The sequence below is a fragment of the Salipiger sp. ABF4_146 genome (assembly GCF_056161345.1).
On the sequence record NZ_JBSWYX010000014.1, the window covers coordinates 99,708 to 115,861 of the forward strand.

At 68.0% G+C, this 16,154-nt stretch carries 14 protein-coding genes; 5 read left to right on the top strand and 9 right to left on the bottom strand.

The features are described from left to right. Positions 1-104: 104 nt before the first annotated feature. The 4 genes from ACXAJT_RS19340 to ACXAJT_RS19355 are packed head-to-tail and all read left to right on the top strand — an operon-like array spanning position 105 to position 3,651. Positions 105-1,265, top strand: coding sequence for an ABC transporter substrate-binding protein (locus ACXAJT_RS19340; protein ID WP_475237695.1), 1,161 nt, complete (start codon positions 105-107; stop codon positions 1,263-1,265). Continuing rightward, entirely contained in the window at positions 1,262-2,305 is a 1,044-nt protein-coding gene (locus ACXAJT_RS19345; RefSeq protein WP_475237697.1) for a FecCD family ABC transporter permease, read from the top strand. Before ACXAJT_RS19340 ends, ACXAJT_RS19345 begins: the two co-directional genes overlap by 4 nt. Then, on the top strand, positions 2,302-3,087 hold the full coding sequence (locus ACXAJT_RS19350) for an ABC transporter ATP-binding protein (protein ID WP_475237698.1): 786 nt from the start codon (positions 2,302-2,304) through the stop codon (positions 3,085-3,087). Before ACXAJT_RS19345 ends, ACXAJT_RS19350 begins: the two co-directional genes overlap by 4 nt. A 21-nt stretch (positions 3,088-3,108) precedes the next feature. After that, the gene (locus ACXAJT_RS19355; RefSeq protein ID WP_475237700.1) at positions 3,109-3,651 is read left to right on the top strand and encodes a cytochrome b; all 543 of its coding nucleotides are present in this window, start codon (positions 3,109-3,111) and stop codon (positions 3,649-3,651) included. Between the two features lie 46 nt (positions 3,652-3,697). Here the strand turns inward: ACXAJT_RS19355 and ACXAJT_RS19360 are convergent, their stop codons facing one another. The 8 genes from ACXAJT_RS19360 to ACXAJT_RS19395 form a co-directional block, all read right to left on the bottom strand. Further along, positions 3,698-4,672 carry a TRAP transporter substrate-binding protein gene (locus ACXAJT_RS19360; protein ID WP_475237702.1) on the bottom strand — a complete coding sequence of 325 codons (975 nt, stop codon included), beginning with the start codon at positions 4,670-4,672 and terminating at the stop codon, positions 3,698-3,700. Between the two features lie 11 nt (positions 4,673-4,683). Then, entirely contained in the window at positions 4,684-5,973 is a 1,290-nt protein-coding gene (locus ACXAJT_RS19365; RefSeq protein ID WP_475237703.1) for a TRAP transporter large permease, read from the bottom strand. Further along, positions 5,970-6,548: a TRAP transporter small permease gene (locus tag ACXAJT_RS19370; RefSeq protein WP_475237704.1), complete on the bottom strand. Its 579-nt coding sequence runs from the start codon at positions 6,546-6,548 to the stop codon at positions 5,970-5,972. Before ACXAJT_RS19370 ends, ACXAJT_RS19365 begins: the two co-directional genes overlap by 4 nt. A 323-nt stretch (positions 6,549-6,871) precedes the next feature. Beyond that, on the bottom strand, positions 6,872-7,654 hold the full coding sequence (locus ACXAJT_RS19375; RefSeq protein ID WP_475237755.1) for a beta-keto acid cleavage family enzyme: 783 nt from the start codon (positions 7,652-7,654) through the stop codon (positions 6,872-6,874). A 5-nt stretch (positions 7,655-7,659) separates the two neighbouring features. After that, positions 7,660-8,994 (bottom strand): aspartate aminotransferase family protein, encoded by a 1,335-nt coding sequence (locus ACXAJT_RS19380; RefSeq protein WP_475237705.1) that lies wholly within the window; start codon positions 8,992-8,994, stop codon positions 7,660-7,662. A 13-nt stretch (positions 8,995-9,007) separates the two neighbouring features. Further along, positions 9,008-9,436: a universal stress protein gene (locus ACXAJT_RS19385; RefSeq protein WP_475237709.1), complete on the bottom strand. Its 429-nt coding sequence runs from the start codon at positions 9,434-9,436 to the stop codon at positions 9,008-9,010. Between the two features lie 11 nt (positions 9,437-9,447). Continuing rightward, a complete protein-coding gene (locus ACXAJT_RS19390) occupies positions 9,448-12,084 on the bottom strand; it encodes a TRAP transporter permease (protein WP_475237712.1) in 2,637 nt (878 codons plus the stop codon). Positions 12,085-12,174: 90 nt separating this feature from the next. Beyond that, entirely contained in the window at positions 12,175-13,146 is a 972-nt protein-coding gene (locus ACXAJT_RS19395; RefSeq protein ID WP_475237715.1) for a TAXI family TRAP transporter solute-binding subunit, read from the bottom strand. Positions 13,147-13,434: 288 nt separating this feature from the next. Between ACXAJT_RS19395 and ACXAJT_RS19400 the strand changes: the two genes are divergently transcribed. Then, positions 13,435-14,178: a MurR/RpiR family transcriptional regulator gene (locus ACXAJT_RS19400; protein ID WP_475237717.1), complete on the top strand. Its 744-nt coding sequence runs from the start codon at positions 13,435-13,437 to the stop codon at positions 14,176-14,178. A gap of 37 nt (positions 14,179-14,215) precedes the next feature. Here ACXAJT_RS19400 and ACXAJT_RS19405 read toward each other — a convergent pair whose 3' ends face one another. Next, complete coding sequence (locus ACXAJT_RS19405; RefSeq protein ID WP_475237719.1) at positions 14,216-16,150, bottom strand: MacB family efflux pump subunit; 1,935 nt, start codon at positions 16,148-16,150, stop codon at positions 14,216-14,218. Positions 16,151-16,154 lie beyond the last annotated feature (4 nt).

Below are 16,154 nucleotides of genomic sequence, written 5' to 3' on the forward strand. Positions count from 1 at the left end.
TCCCTCACGGGCGTATTAATTGACAATTGCTGTCAACTACTCTCCCTTGGCCGCGGCTTCAATGCCCGCCGCCGAAGAAGACGCCGATGAAGAAAGGACGCTTCATGAACCGCCGTACCCGGCACCTGCCCGCGCGCACCCGCGGCCGGAACCCCGTCGCGCTGCTCTTTGCGCCCGTCTGCACGATCGTCTGGGCGCTGGCCTGCGTCTTGGCCTTTGCCGCTCCGGCGCAGGCCGAGATCCGCGTCACCGACATTGCCGGTCGCGAGGTGGTTCTGGAGCAGCCCGCGCAAAAGATCGTGCTGGGCGAGGGGCGCCATCTTGCGGTGCTGGGAATGCTGCATGACGATCCGGTCTCTCTTCTGTCCGGCTGGCGGCAGGACAAGGGGCTCGATCCTGCGACCTACGACGCCTATCTCGACAAGTTTCCGGCGCTGCAGGACGTGGCGCCGGTGGGGGCTGGCAATCGGCTGCTTTCGGTCGAGAGCACCATCGCCCTGATGCCCGATCTGGTGCTGCTGAGCGTGATGGATGCGACGTCGCCGCAGATGGAGGTGCCGCTGCGCCAGCTTGAGGCGGCGGGCATTCCCGTGGCCTTCGTCGATTTCTTCACCGCGCCGCTCGAGAACACGCTGCCGAGCCTGCGGCTGATCGGCAAGCTGACCGGGGCGGAGGCGCGGGCCGAGGAATTCGCCGGGTTCTATGAGGATCATCTCAGTGTCATCCGTACAACGCTGAAGGCCGACCAGCCTCAGCCGCCGCGCGTTTTCATCCATGTGCACGCCGCGCCGACCAATTGCTGCGCCACGGTGGGGCCGGGCGTGTTCGACGAATTCGTCGAGGCGGCGGGGGGCTACAACATCGGGCGCGACAGCGTGCCGGGCGTGATGGGCAACGTCGGGCTGGAGAACCTGCTGGCCGCCGACCCGGATGTCTATCTCGCCACGGGAGGCGCGCATTTGGCGGGCCGCGGCGGGCTGGTTCTGGGCGCAGGCATCAACGCAGAGACGGCGCATGAGAGCTTTGCGCAGCTTCTGGCAGCCCCCGGCTTTTCCGATTTGCGCGCGGTTTCAGAGGGCAATGCCATCGGCATCTGGCACCTGTTCAACGACTTTCCGGCGCATATCGCGCTGATCGAGGCGCTGGCCAAGCGCTTCCACCCCGATCTGTTTGCCGAGCTCGATCCCAAGGCCACAATGGCCGAGTTCGAGGCGCGGTTCTCGCCCGTCGACGTCAGCGGCAGCTATTGGATCGAGAGCGAATGAGCGCTGTCGACACCCTTCTCGCCGAGCAATCGCGGCGCAGCCAGCGCCGGGTTCTGCTGGTGGTGCTGCTGGGGCTGGGCGCGGTGGCCTCGGTGCTGCTCGATCTGGTGTCGGGGCCCTCGGGGCTGCCGCTCGATCAGGTTCTGGGCGCGCTCACCGGCGTCGGTGAGGTGCCCAAGGCTGCCGAGGTGATCGTCTGGCAGGTGCGCCTGCCGGTGGCGATCATGGCGCTGTTGGTCGGCGCCGCGCTGTCGCTCTCGGGGGCCGAGATGCAGACCGTGCTCGACAACCCGCTGGCCGAGCCCTTCACGCTGGGCATCTCCGCCTCGGCGGCACTGGGCGCGGGCGTCGCCATTGTGCTGGGGCTGGCGATCCCGGGCGTTCCGGCGCTCTGGGCGGTCTCTGGCAACGCGTTTCTCTTCGCGCTGCTGGCGCTGGGGCTGCTGCAACTGGCCTCGGCCCTGCGTGGCGGCGGCAGCGAGGTGGTGATCCTGCTGGGCATCGCCGTCAACTTCACCGCCGCGGCACTGCTGGCGCTGGTGCAGTTCGTCGCCTCGCCGGACGCGCTGCAGCAGTTGGTGTTCTGGACCATGGGCAGTCTGGTGAACGCGCGCTGGGAGGGCATTGCCGTGCTGGCGCTGGTGCTTGCCGCGTGCTTGCCGTTCTCGATCGCGGCGTCGTGGCGGCTGACCGCGCTGCGCCTCGGCAACGATCAAGCGCAGGGCTTTGGCCTCGACGTGGCGCATCTGCGGCGCTGGACGCTGATGCGGGTGAGCCTGCTGGCCGCGGCTTCGGTGTCGATGGTCGGGGTGATCGGCTTCGTCGGTCTTGCCGGGCCGCATATCGCCCGCATGGCGGTGGGCGAAGATCACCGTTTCCTGCTGCCTGCCAGCCTGTTCACCGGCGCGCTGCTGATGTCGCTGGCCTCGGTCGCCTCAAAGCTGCTGGTGCCGGGCATCCTGTTGCCGGTGGGCATCGTGACCTCGCTGGTCGGCCTGCCGGTGTTCTTTGCCCTCGTGCTGCGAAAGGACATGCGATGAGCCTCGAGATCACCAACCTGACGGTCGCCCGCGGGGCGCGCAAGGTGATTGACCGGCTCAGCCTGCCGCCGTTTGCCATGGGCGAGTTCGCGGTGATTGCCGGGCCGAATGCCGCGGGGAAATCCACGCTGCTGCGCGCCATCGCCGGGCTGCTGCCCGCCGCTGGCTCGGTCACGCTTGAAGGGCAGGATCTGAAGGCGCTGCCGCGGGCCGAGATGGCGCGGCAGGTGGGCTTCATGCCGCAGGCGCTGGAAAGCCGGTCGGCGCTGTCGGTGCTCGATAGCCTGATGGTGGCGATGAACGCCGGTGGCGGGCTGACCGGGCGCACGCTGCGCGGACCGGCTGCGGCGCGACATGCGCTGGAGGTGCTGCAGCGCTTCGGCCTGTCCGATCTGGCGATGCGCCCGATGGGCGCGCTGTCCGGCGGCCAGCGGCAGGCAGTGGGTCTGGCGCAGGCGATGATCCGCGACCCCAAGCTGTTGCTGCTCGACGAGCCCACCTCGGCGCTGGATCTGGCGCGGCAGTTCCACCTGTTGTCGGAGGCGCGCAAGCTGGCGCGCGAGGGGCGCATCGTGATTGCCGTGCTGCATGATCTGGCGCTGGCGGCGCAATGGGCCGATCGGGTGGTGCTGCTTGAAGGCGGCGCGCTCAACGCTTCGGGCGCTCCGTCGGAGGTGCTTACCCCGCAAAGCCTGTCGCAGGTCTATGGCATCGAAGCCCGGGTCGAACGCTGCTCGGAAGGGCGCGTGATGGTGATGGTGGACGGGCTGTCAGCCCCCTGATTTCTAGGAGACATTGAACACATGCAATTGCTCGACAACGACGCGCGCTACGGCGCGATCTCACGCCTGCTGCACTGGGCGCTGGCGGCGCTGATCCTCTGGCAGTTCTTGGGCATGGCGCTGAAGCTGGTCCTCGGGCGAAATGGCTTTACCGGCTTCTTCGTCGGCACGCACCAGACGGTGGGGTTTGTGATCTTCCTGCTCGTGCTGCTGCGCGTCGTTTGGGCTTTGCTGAGCCGCAAGCGCCGCCCATCGCATGGCGATGGAACGCTGGGCAAGGCCGCGGCGGCGGGGCACGGGGTGCTCTACCTGCTGATGCTGGCGATCCCGTCGCTGGCTTTGCTGCGCGCTTGGGGCGGCACCCGCGGCTTCAGCGCCTTTGGCACGCAAATCTTCGCCCCGCGCGAGGCGGAGCTGGCTTGGGCCACGGCGCCGGGCAATCTTTTGCACGGTGAACTGGGCTGGGTGATGGCGGTGGTGATCGCCGGTCACATCGCCATGGTCGCGCTGCACGAGGGGCTGTGGCGCGACGGCACGCTGCGGCGCATGGCCGGGCGCGGCTGAAACATTCCTGAGGAGCGCCGCGCGGCGCTCCTCAGGAAGCGCGGTGTCACAGCGCTGCGGCCTCGACCTCCAGCCGTTCCAGCACCGGCGTCTTGGCCCGCCATTCGGTGTACCAAGCGTCCACGGATTCGCCAAAGAACGCCCGATCCACCGGGCGCACGGCAAAGCCAGCCTCTTCGATCCTACCGCGATAGATCGTGTCGATCTCCTCGTAGCTGGCGCGCAGCTCTTCAAGCGTGGCGGTCACGGCGCTTTCGATCAGCGCACGGTCGTCGGCGGTCAGTGCTGACCAGCGGTTCCCCGAGCCGACGGCGATCATTGGGAAGATCATGTGATCCGAGGCCAGCATCTCGGCGGCATGCTCGAAGTAGCGGCTGTTCCACGTCCCTTCGAAATCGATCTGCATGCCGTCGATCTGGCCATTCGCCAGCGCGTCGTAAAGGGCCGGCAGCGGCAGCGGTGTCGGCGCGGCCCCGACGCGGCGCCAGAAATCCAGCTCCTGTGCCAGCGGCACGGTGCGGATCTTGCGCCCTTGCAGGGCGTCGCCGGTTTCGGCGGGGCGCCGCAGCAGCACTTGCCGCATCCCGGCCATGCCAAAGCCCAGCCCCACAAGCCCTAGTCTGCCGGCCTTGGCGAGTAGTTCCTGCGCCGTCGGCCCGGCCAGCAGGCGCCGGGCCTGACCGATGTTCTGCACCAGATAGGGCGCGGTGAGCGCGCCGAACTGAGGGTCGCGGTTCGACAGCTCGCCCAGCGTCAGAAACGCCATGTCGAGCGCGCCGGTCTGCAGCTGCTGCAGCATCTGTGCCTCGTTGCCGAGCTGTCCCGCGGCGTGAACCGACAGCGAGATGCGCCCGTCGGTGGTCTCTGCGAGCCGCGTGGCGAGGGCCTCGGCGCTTTTGCTCCACTGGTGGCTCGGCGGGGTGATCAGACCGATGCGCAGGGGGCCTGGCGCGGCCAGTGCGGGAGCGGCGCTCAGCGCGAGGCCTCCGAGCGTGGTTTTCACGAAGGTACGACGGTCCATGATAGGTCCTCCTAGAAAGTCAGCAGCGGCCAGATCGAAACGCCGATCAGCACTGCGAAGGCGGCGGCAAGGAACGGCGTCAGCCGCGCGGCGATGCGCCCCGCGGGTTCGCCGGACAGGCTTGCGGCGGCAAAGAGCCCGGCGCCGACGGGGGGCGTCAGCAGGCCAAGCGACAGATTCATGCAGATCACCAGCCCCAGATGCACAGGATCGAGCCCGTATTGGTTGGTTCCCAGCGGCAGCAGCACGGGCACGGTCAGCAGCAGCGCCGGGATCGGGTCCATCACCATCCCGACCCCTAGCAGCAGCAGGTTGAGCATCAGCAGAAACAGCACGGGGCTTTCGGTGCTCGCCGAAAGCCAAGCACCAAGCTGCGCCGGGATGCCCGCGTAGGCCAGCACCCATGCCAGAAGCTGGGCGCAGGCCACGAGAAACAGCACCACCGCCGCGCCGAGCGCGGCGCGGGTGAACAGCGGCGGAAGGTCGCGTAGGCGGATCTCGCGATAGACGCAGAGCCCAAGCCCCAGCGCCAGCAGGGCCGCCAGACCGCCAGCCTCGGTCGGCGTGGCGATGCCGCAAAGGATCGACAGCACAACGAACAGCGGGATCAGCAGCGCCGGCAGCGCCCCGCGCAGCACCCGCCGTCTTTCAGCGTTCCGCAAATACGCCGGCGCGGCCTCGCCATCGGGCGCGGCGCCGGTAGCGCCCGCCGGCCATGGCACCGAGCGCGCCCGCCAGTAGATCACTCCGAAGAATGCCAGTCCCATCAGCGCACCGGGGAACAGCCCGGCGATGAACAGATCGCCGATCGGCACCTGCGCGATCACCCCGTAGAGGATGAACAGCATTGATGGCGGGATCACCGGCGCCAGCATCGCGCCGGCGGCTGTCAGCGCCACGGCGTCCGCCCGCGGATAGCCGGCGTGCTCCATCTGCGGCACCGCCATGCGGGTCATCACCGTCAGCTGCGCCACAGTCGAGCCGAGGATCGCCGCCAGCATCACGTTGGCGATGAGGCTGACATACGCCAGCCCGCCGCGCACCGGCCCGACCAGCAGCCCCGCCAGCGCGATCAGCCGCCGCCCGGACCCGCCGGCATTCATCGCCTCGCCCAGCAGGATGAACAGCGGCAGCGCCAGCAGACCGTAGCTTTCGATCCCGGCGACGAATTGCTGCGGCAGGCTGGAAAAGAGGATGGTGTCGCCGCGCAGGACGATCAGCAGCACGGCCACCAGCGCCAGCGCTGCGGCAATTGGCACGGCAAGGGTCAGCAGCCCGGCAAAGGCCAGAACGGGCATCATTGCGCGCGCGCCCCGCGCAGGTCCATCGCCAGCAGCAGGGCCGCGTGCAGCGTCCCGCCGAGCACGAAAAGCGGCAGCACCAGCCAGATCCAGATCTTGCGGAGGCCCAGCGTCTGCGTCGGCTCGAGATAGAGGAAGTTGAAACTCGCGTCGGCCAGCGCCTGCGCCGAGCCGGCGGCGATCAGCCCCGGCAGGTCGAACCAGCGCCAGACCGCGACGCCCAATCCCGCGAAACCGGCCAGCAGCACCGCGTCCACGATGACCCGCAGCCACGCGGTACCGCGCGGCCCAAGGCGCTCTGGCAGGAAGGTCAGCGCCATGTGACCGCGCTGCCCGAAGAGCGCGGCGGCGCCGAGAAATCCCGACCAGACCATGGCGGCCACCGCCGCCTCATCGGCCCAGATCAGCGGTGCGCCGAGGCTGCGGGCGATGGCGCCGGTGCAGCATATCAGCAGCACGACGCCCAGCATCAGCCCGGCAAAGCCCGCCTCAAGCCGCGCCAGAACGTGGTTCACCGCAGCCAGCCGGGACAGCGTGGCGGTGGGTTGGGCGTGGGTAGTGCTGGCAAGGGTCATGGCGTCTCGGATTGGCGTTATGCGACCGGACACGGGCCGGAGGCGCGCCCTGTATTGCGCGCAAAGGCGAGTGTTTCAATCAAGATATGGCGCCGTATCGACCTGGCCGCGGCTTGCCCAGTCAAGTTGTGGTGAAATGGAGACAAACCGACCGGCGACCAGAACCACCTCGCATCCCCACCCCCACGGCAAGGAGCGCCCGGACAGAAGATGCCGGTCGCAGGCGGCGACGATCATCCGGCACAGGCAGCCCGCGTTGGGTGGGGCGACGTCTGGCCTGTCGCGGGGGCCCAAAGGCCCCGCAACACCTCGCCGGGCGCGGCTCAGACCCGCTCTTTTTGGGCGGCCAGCGCGGAGAGCAGCGCGGTGACCTGCCCGGCATTGTCCTTGGCTGGGGTGCCGTCAGGGCGTTCGATGTTGTTCTCGAACCCGATCCGCATGCCGCCGCCAAGCTCTGCAGCGCGCAGCAGGCAAGCCTCTTCCGTGCGCCCGAAGGCGCAGGCGGCCCATTGTACGCTGGGGGGCAGGGCCTTCGCCGCGCGCAGGAAGCAATCCAGATCCTCGGGCTGGGCCAGCGTCGGCGGCGCGTAGCGTCCGAGGACGAACAGCACCTGCCGGGGTGCCGGAACCCACCCTTGCTCGGCCAGAGCGGCAAGCCGCGTCACCTGTTCGGGGGTGTAAAGAATGTGTTGAAGCGCGATGCCCTCGGCTTCGGTCTGCGCATAGAACCGCTGCGCCTCCGGGTCCGGGCCGGGGTCTGGCCACATCTCTCGCAGCGCCACCGAGACGCCCTCTGGCCTGAGCGCGCGCACCAGTGCCCGCTGCGCGTCGGGGCTGTAGCGCCCGATCGCCTCGGTCGTGATCTGCACCGGCATTTCGGGCACGGCACGCGCCATCTCTGCAAGCAGTTCGCGGTAGAGCCCGGCGTCCAGCACATGCCGCGCTTCGGCATCGCGGACATGCGCGTGCAGCGCTTCGGCACCTGCGTGCTGCGCCGCGCGGGCCGCGGCGACGATCTGCGGGATCGTTTCGGGCAGGGCAGGGTGGTCGGCGCGGGTGCGGCGTGCGCCGTTCGGGGCCAGCATGATGCGCGGCAGAGTGGCCAGTCGGCTCATGCCGCGATGGCCCCGTCCAAAGCCCGGTCAATGGCGCGTGAAAGCTTGCCCACAAGCTCGTCGATCTGCGCTTCCGAGATGATGAAGGGCGGGGCCAGCAGCACGTGATCGCCGCGTTGACCGTCGAGCGTGCCGCCCGCCGGGTAGCAGATCAGCCCCTCGTCCATCGCGAAACGTTTGATCTTGGCGTTGATCTTCAGCGCCGGATCGAAGGGGGTCTTGCTGTCGCGGTCGGCGACCAGTTCGACCCCGCGAAAGAGCCCGCGCCCGCGAATGTCGCCCACATGCGGGTGCTGGCCGAGCGCGTCGGTCAGCGCCGCCTGCAGCGTCTCGCCGCGCGCGCGAACCTGCGGCAGCAGGTCCCGCTCGAGGATGGCGGTCAGCACCGCGCGCCCGGCGGCGGCGGCGAGCGGATGGCCGTGGTAGGTGTGGCCGTGCTGAAACGCGCCCGATCCTTCGGCGATCGCGTCATAAATGGCTGCGGTGCAGAGCATTGCGCCGATCGGCATGTAGCCCGCGCCAAGGCCCTTGGCGATGGTGACGATGTCGGGCGACACCCCGTCCTGCTCGCAGGCGAAAAGCGTGCCGGTGCGGCCCATGCCGCACATCACCTCGTCGAGGATCAGCAGCACGCCGTGGCGATCGCAGATCTCGCGGATGCGCTTGAAGTAGCCGGTCACCGCCGGAACCGCCCCCGCCGTCGCGCCCACCACCGGCTCGGCGATGAAGGCCATGACCGTATCCGGCCCGAGGCGCCGGATCTCGGCCTCCAGCTGATCGGCGGCGCGCAGGCCGTAGGCCTCGGCGCTCTCGCCGTCCGCGCGCAGGCGGTACTCGTAGCAGGGGGCGATATGCGAGGTTTCGACCAGCAGCGGGGCGTATTTCTCGCGTCGCCATGCATTGCCGCCAGCGGCCAGCGCGCCGAGCGTATTGCCGTGGTAGCTCTGGCGCCGGGCGATGACCCGGTGGCGCTGCGGCTGGCCGGTCTCGAGGAAGTACTGACGTGCGAGCTTGATCGCCGCCTCCACCGCCTCGGAGCCGCCGGACAGCGGATAGACCTTCTCGATGCCCTGCGGTGCGTTCTGGATCAGCAGGTCGGCCAGTGCCTCGGTGGGCTCGGAGGTGAAAAAGCCGGTATGGGCGAAGGTCAACTGATCGATCTGCGCGTGCAGCGCGGCGCGCACGTCCGGATCCGAATGCCCGAGACAGGACACCGCCGCGCCGCCCGAGCCGTCGAGATAGGCGCGGCCCGCCGCATCGTGGATATAGCATCCCTCGCCGCGCACCGCCAAAGGCAGCTGCGCGTTCGAGCGTCCGAAGACATGTCCCATTGAAGTTCTCCGATTAATCGCCGCGCACGACGAAGACAGACTGATTGGCGTGGCGCACCACCCGCGCGGCGTTCGGCCCCAGCAGGTAGTCCGCAAGTTCGGGCGTGTGCGAGGCCAGCACAATGGCATCGACCTCGAGCTTGTCGGCGGCGCGCAGGATCTCGTCGTAGATGCGCCCATGCAGCACATGCGGATGCACGGTCACCCCGTCGGGCACGTTCTGGTTCACCCATGCTTTCAGCTTGTCGCCAACCTCGTGCAGCGCGCCCTTTTCGAACCCATCCTTGAAGAAGCCGCTGACCACCGACATGCCGAAATCGGGCAGCACGGTCACCACGTGCAGCACGATGTCCGGCCCGCCGAGTTGCAGCGCCGACGGCAGCGCCTTGCCCCAGCTTGCCGGGGCGGACAGGTCGACGGGCAGAAGGATCGTCTTGTACATGGCGTCTCTCCTCAGAAGGCCGGCTTGGTCTGGCGGCGGCGTTGCATCAGGATGACCAGCCCCAGCAGCAGCAGCGCGGGAAGGTAGAAGACCTGCGCGGGCAGCCGCTCCTGCGGGACGAGCACCGAGGCCAGCCGCACCGGCTCATCCGCGTAGAAGTCGAAATCGCCCAGCTTCTCGGCGGTCGGGGTGCCGAACATCGGCTCATCAAGCCGCACCATGTCGCCCTCTGGGAAGAGCATCAGGCCGGAGTTGTCGATCCGCTCCTGCGCGCTGTCGCCCTCGGCGTCCATGACCAGCGTGGTCGAGGCGATCTCGCCGGTGTTGAAATCCGGCCCTTCGATTTCCAGCCGGATGCGGCTGCCCTCGGGCAGCTCGGCCAGCACGTCTTCGAACTGCGCGGGGGGGACGTCCTCGAACGGGCTCTGCACCGCGTTCAGCCAGACGTTCGGCACGAAGAGGGTGAAGGCGACCAGCAGCAGCGCGCCGCTTTCCCAGATGCGCGAGCGGGCCAGGAAGTATCCCTGCGTCGCGGCGGCGAAGAGCAGCATGGCGAAGGTCGCCACCACGAAGACAAAAAGCGCGTGCAGGATGCCCGAGGTGGTGCCCAGATCGACGCCGTAGAGGATCAGCGTGGGGTTGAAGATGAAGAGGAACGGCAGGGCGACGGTGCGCAGGCTGTAGAAGAAGGCGGTGAAGCCGGTCTTGATCGGATCGCCCCCCGAGACCGCCGCGGCGGCGAAGGAGGCAAGGCCGACGGGCGGCGTCACGTCGGCCATGATGCCGAAGTAGAAGACGAAGAGGTGCGCCGCGATCAGCGGCACGATCAGCCCCTCCTGCGCCCCGAGCGTGACCACCACGTTGGCCATCAGCGAGGAGACCACGATGTAGTTGGCGGTGGTTGGCAGGCCCATGCCGAGGATCAGCGAGAACAGACCCACGAGGATCAGCATGATGATCAGGCTGCCGCCCGAAAGCTGCTCGACGAGGCCGGCAAGCTCGGTGCCGATCGGGGTCTTGGTGACCGTGGCGACGATGATGCCCGCCGCTGCCGTGGCGACGCCGATGCCGATCATGTTGCGCGCGCCGGCGATGAGCCCTTCGATCAGGTCGCCGAAGCCAGCCTTGAACTCGGCCGCCAGATGCGCACCCTCCCCCCGGAACAGCGCCTTCAGCGGGCGCTGCGTGATAATGATCAGCAGCATCAGCGCGGTGGCATAGAACGCCGATTTTGCCGGGCTCTGGCGTTCGACCATCAGGAACCACACCAGCACCACGATGGGCAGGATGTAGTGCAGGCCAGTGGCATAGACCTCGGCCACGGTGGGCAGCTTGATCGACGGGTTGTTGGGATCGTCGACTTCCAGATCCGGGCGCCGCGCCGCGATGGCCACGAGCCACAGGTAAAGGCCGGCCAGCACCAGCATCATGATCGGGCCTGCCAGCGCGGGCAGGGCGCCTTTCAGCGCGCCAACGATATAGATCAGCGCGGTGAAGGCGGCGCCAGCCACGGCGAAGCCGATAAAGAACTTGAGGATCATCCCGGCAAAGGACTTGGCCTCGCCAAGCGCTGGCATGTCCTTTTTCAATGCCTCAAGGTGCACGATGTAGACCAGCGCGATGTAGGAGATCACCGCCGGAATGAAGGCGTGCTTGATCACCTCGACGTAGGAGATGCCGATGAACTCGACCATCAGGAAGGCGGCGGCGCCCATCACCGGCGGCATGATCTGGCCGTTGACCGACGAGGCCACCTCGACCGAGCCTGCCTGCTCGTTGGAAAAGCCGACACGTTTCATCAGCGGGATGGTGAAGGTGCCGGTGGTCACCACGTTTGCGATCGACGAGCCCGAGATCAGCCCGGTCATCGCCGAGCCCACCACGGCCGCCTTGGCCGGGCCGCCGCGCAGGTGGCCAAGCCCGGCGAAGGCCAGCTTGATGAAATAGTTCCCAGCGCCCGCCTTATCCAGCAGCGAGCCGAACAGCACGAAGAGGAAGACGAAGGCGGTCGAAACGCCAAGCGGGATGCCGAAGACGCCCGCGGTGTCGAGCCATTGCGCATTTATCAGCGCGGTGAACGACAGGCCCTCGTGCTCGATGAGTTCCGGGATCAGCCAGCCGGTGCCCATGTAGGCATAAAGGAGGAAGAGCGAGCCGACGATGGTCAGCGCCGGGCCAAGCGCGCGGCGGCTGGCTTCGAGCAGGATCAGCAGGCCGACGGCGCCGATGATCACCTGCAGCTGCGTCGGCAGCCCCGAGCGCGCGGTCATCGCCAGATGGTCGGAGAAGAGGAAAACATAGAAAGCGCAGAACCCACCGACAGCCATCAGCAGCCAGTCGGTCAGCGGCACGCGGTCACGCGGCGAGGATTTCAGCGCGGGATAGGCAAGGAAGGCCAGCAGGATGGCGAAGGTCAGGTGAATGGGCCGGGTCTGCGACGAGTTCAGCGCCGGCACGATGTCGGCGAACCACAGTTGCGGCTGCGCGATCCACAGCTGGAACAGCGACCACACCAGCGCCAGCCCGGCGATCAGCAGGGCAACATAGCGGTTCGTCGGCGCGCGTGCGCCGCTGTCGGTGCTGGCGACGAGGTCCTGAAGCTCTTCGTCGCTGAACTGGCGTCCGCCCTGCTGTGGATTGTCGCTCATGCTGTGGCCCCTCTGATGCCGCCTTCCGGAAAGGCCCGGGCGCCTCTTTGAGCGCCCGGGCCGGGTGTCACTGCGAAAGCTGCGCCGATCTTACTCGATCAGGCCAGCTTCCTTGAAGTAACGCTCGGCGCCGGGGTGCAGCGGAGCCGACAGACCTGCGGTCGCCATTTCCTCGGGGTCGAGGTTGGCGAAGGCCGGGTGCAGGCCGCGGAACTGGTCGATGTTCTCGAACACGGCCTTAACGACCTCATAGACCACGTCTTCGGACACGTCGGCAGAGCTGACGAAGGTTGCGCCGACGCCGAAGGTCGTCGTGTCCTCGTCGTTGCCGCGGTACATGCCCCCGGGGATGGTGGCGGTGCGGTAGAAGGGGTTCGCCTCGACCAGCGCGGCGGTCGCATCGTTGTCGACGTCCACGAGAACGCTGTCACAGGCGGTGGTCGCTTCCTGAATCGAGCCCGAGGGGTGGCCAACGGTGTAGACCATCGCGTCGATGTTGTTGTCGCACAGCGCCTGGCTCTGCTCTGCCGCCTGCAGTTCGGACGCCACGGAGAAATCGTCCATGCTCCAGCCCATCTCGTTCATCAGCACTTCCATGGTGCCGCGCTGACCGGAGCCGGGGTTGCCGACGTTGACGCGCTTGCCCTGCAGGTCCTCGAAGGTCTCGATGCCGGCATCGGCGCGGGCGACCACGGTGAACGGTTCGGGGTGCACCGAGAAGACTGCACGCAGGTCTTCGAAGGCGCCGGTTTCCTCAAAGCGCGAGGTGCCGTTGAAGGCGTGGTACTGCCAGTCGGACTGGGCGACGCCGAATTCCAGCTCGCCGCCACGGATGGCGTTGATGTTGAACACCGAGCCGCCGGTCGACTCGACGCCGCAGCGGATGCCGTGCTCGGAGCGGCCGCGGTTCACCAGACGGCAGATCGCGCCGCCGGTCGGATAGTAGACGCCCGTCACGCCGCCGGTGCCGATCGAGATAAAGGTCTGGTCCTGTGCGGTCGCGGCGCTCGCACCAAGCGCGGTGGCACCTGCGACAAGCGCGCCGATCAGAGGTTTGGTCATGTGGTGGGTCTCCCTGAAATTTGGGCCGAGATTCGGCTCTCGCGTGCCAGTGAAACATTTCATTGCGCTCGGTCAAGGTAAACAATACAAATGTATCACGTCGGCCAATCCCACCACCTAAGGCGAAACGCCGGCGCGTAAAGACCCCGGGAGGCCGAACTGACCACATCCCCTTCGCTTGACGATCTGGCCCGAGCCCTGCGGCAGCTTGGGCACAGCGGGGCGCCGCGTGTCGCGGCGCTGGCCCGCTGGGCTTCGGACCAGCCCGAAGAGATCGCGCTGAATTCCGTGCGCAGCCTTGCCGAACGTTCGGGGGCCAACGCCAACACCGTGGTGCGGCTGTCTCAGGCGCTTGGGTTCGGCGGCTATGAGGCGTGCCGCAATGCGTTTCAGGATGCACTGCGCCACGGCGGCGAGAAGCAGGGCGAGATCTACGGCAGGCGGGCCGGCGCGCTGTCCGGCAAAGACAGCGCTTCGGTGCTGGACGCGATCCGCGAGGCGGGGCATCGCAATCTCGACAGCGCCTTCAGGCCAGAGAGCCGGGCGGCGATTGACCGGGCGGCGCAACTGATGCTCGGGGCGCGGCAGGTCTACGTGGTGGGGGTGCGCAGCTGCTACGCCATAGCCGACTACCTCGGCTATACCGCGCGCATGGCGTTCGACAATTTCGCGCCGCGCGCGGGCACGCCGGGGGACATCCGCGACCGGCTTGCGCTCGCCGGCCCCGAGGACGTGGTGCTGTCGATCAGCTTCCGGCACTATTCGGTCGAGACCATCGCGGCGCATGAACTGGCGCTGCGGCAGGGCGCTCGGACCATCGCGATCACCGACGACCCCAAGGGGCCGCTGGCGCGCGGCGCGGATGTGGTGATGCTGCCCGAGATGCACGGGCCGCAGCCGCTGCCGAGCATGATCGGCACCTTCGCTCTTTCCGAGGCGCTGGTGGCGAGCATGGTCGTACAATCCGGGGACGCGCTGGCCAATATCACCCGCTTCGAGCAGCGGTTGCAGGAGGCGGGCGCCTATCGGTGAGAAAAGCTGCAGCGGTGGAACCGGGCAGGCTGCACCCTCACTCCCGAGCCAGCGCCACCACTGGGTCGAGCTTCGCCGCCGAGCGGGCGGGCAGGTAGCCAAAGATCACCCCGATCAGCGTCGCCGAGCCGAAGGCCGCTGCCACGGTCGCCCCCGAGTACACCAGCCGCATCGACGGTGCGACCACGCCCAGCACTGCGCCCAGCCCGTAGGCCAGCGCCACGCCGAGCGCGCCGCCGATCAGGCAGACCAGCACCGCTTCGATCAGGAACTGCGCGGTGATGTCCGAGCGCCGCGCGCCCACCGCCTTGCGGATGCCAATCTCGCGGGTACGCTCGGTGACCGAAACAAGCATGATGTTCATCACCCCGATACCGCCGACAAAGAGCGAGATCAGCGCAATGGCCGAGATCAGCCATGTCAGCGTCTTCGAGGTGCTCTGGATGGTTTCGCGGATGGTGTCGGTGTTGGTCAGAAAGAAATCGATGGTGCCGTGACGGCGGGCCAGCACCTCGGTGATCTCGGTCTCGGCCTGCGCCATGTCGTAGCCGTCGGCCACCTGCACCGAGATCGAATCCACCGTGCGGCTGCCGGTGATCCGCGCCATGGTGGTGGTGTAGGGGGTGAAGACCTTGATCGACTGCGGGCCGAAGCTGGCGCCCGAGGCCTCGACCACGCCGATCACCTGCAGCGGCACGCGCCCGACCATCAGCCGCTGGCCGATGGGGCTCTCGGTGCCGAAGAAGGTCTCGGCGGCGTCGCTGTCGAGCACCGCCACCTGCGCGCGGGCCTCCAGATCGCCTTGGGTGAAGGCTGCGCCTTCGGTCACCGTATAGGCGCCAAGCTGGAAATACCCCGCCGAGATGCCCTTGACCTGCGCCGAGGCGCTGGTGGCGCCGTGGATCACCGTGGCGCTGGTCGAGACCTCGGGCGACACCGAGGCTGCGAAGGCCAGCGGCGCCAGCGCGTCCGCATCACCGCCGACCAGCGTGTCGACGCGGTTCGCCCGGCGATCGCCGAAGCCGGTGCCGGGCCGCACGTCGATGGTCGAGGTGCCGATCGAGGCGATGTTCTCCAGCACGGTCTGTTGGCTGCCATTGCCAAGCGCCACCACCGAGACCACCGAACTGATGCCGATGATGATCCCGAGCATGGTCAGGAACGAGCGCAGTTTGTGCGCCGCCATGGATTTCAGCGCCATGCGCGTCGCCTCGCGCAGCCGGTCGGCCAGCGCGCCGAAGCCGGAGGCGGCGGGGTGGTTGCTCTCGACACGGGCAGGGGCGGTGTGTGGCCGCTTGCGGATGTCGGCGACAATCTCGCCGTCACTGATCTCGATCACCCGGTCGGCGGCCTCGGCGATCTGCGGGTCGTGGGTGACAAGGATCACCGTATGCCCCTCGGCGTGCAACTCGCGCAGCAGCGCCATAAGCTCGGCCCCGGAGGCGCTGTCGAGCGCGCCGGTCGGCTCGTCGGCGAGGATCACCTCGCCGCCGTTGATCAGTGCGCGCGCCACCGAGACCCGCTGCTGTTGCCCGCCCGAAAGCGCGCCGGGCCGGTTGCCGAGCCGCTCGCCGAGGCCGAGCCGGGTGAGCAGGGCCTCCGCCCGTTCGCGCCGCGCCTTGCGGGCGGCGCCACGGTAGATGGCGGGGATCTCGACGTTGCCCACCGCATCGAGCTCGGCCATCAGTTGGTAGCGCTGGAAGATGAAGCCGAAGTGGTCGCGGCGCAGCTCGGCCAGTTCGAGATCGGTCAGTGCCTTCACGTCGCGCCCGTCAAAGCGGTAGCTGCCCGCGCTGGGACGGTCGAGGCAGCCGAGGATGTTCATCAGCGTCGACTTGCCCGAGCCCGACTGGCCGATGATCGCCACCATCTCGCCCGCCTCGATGGACAGATCGATGCCGCGCAGCACACGTACGGTCTGTTCGCCCGCAGTGAAACTGCGCTCGACGCCGGAAAGGTCAATCAGGGACATGGCG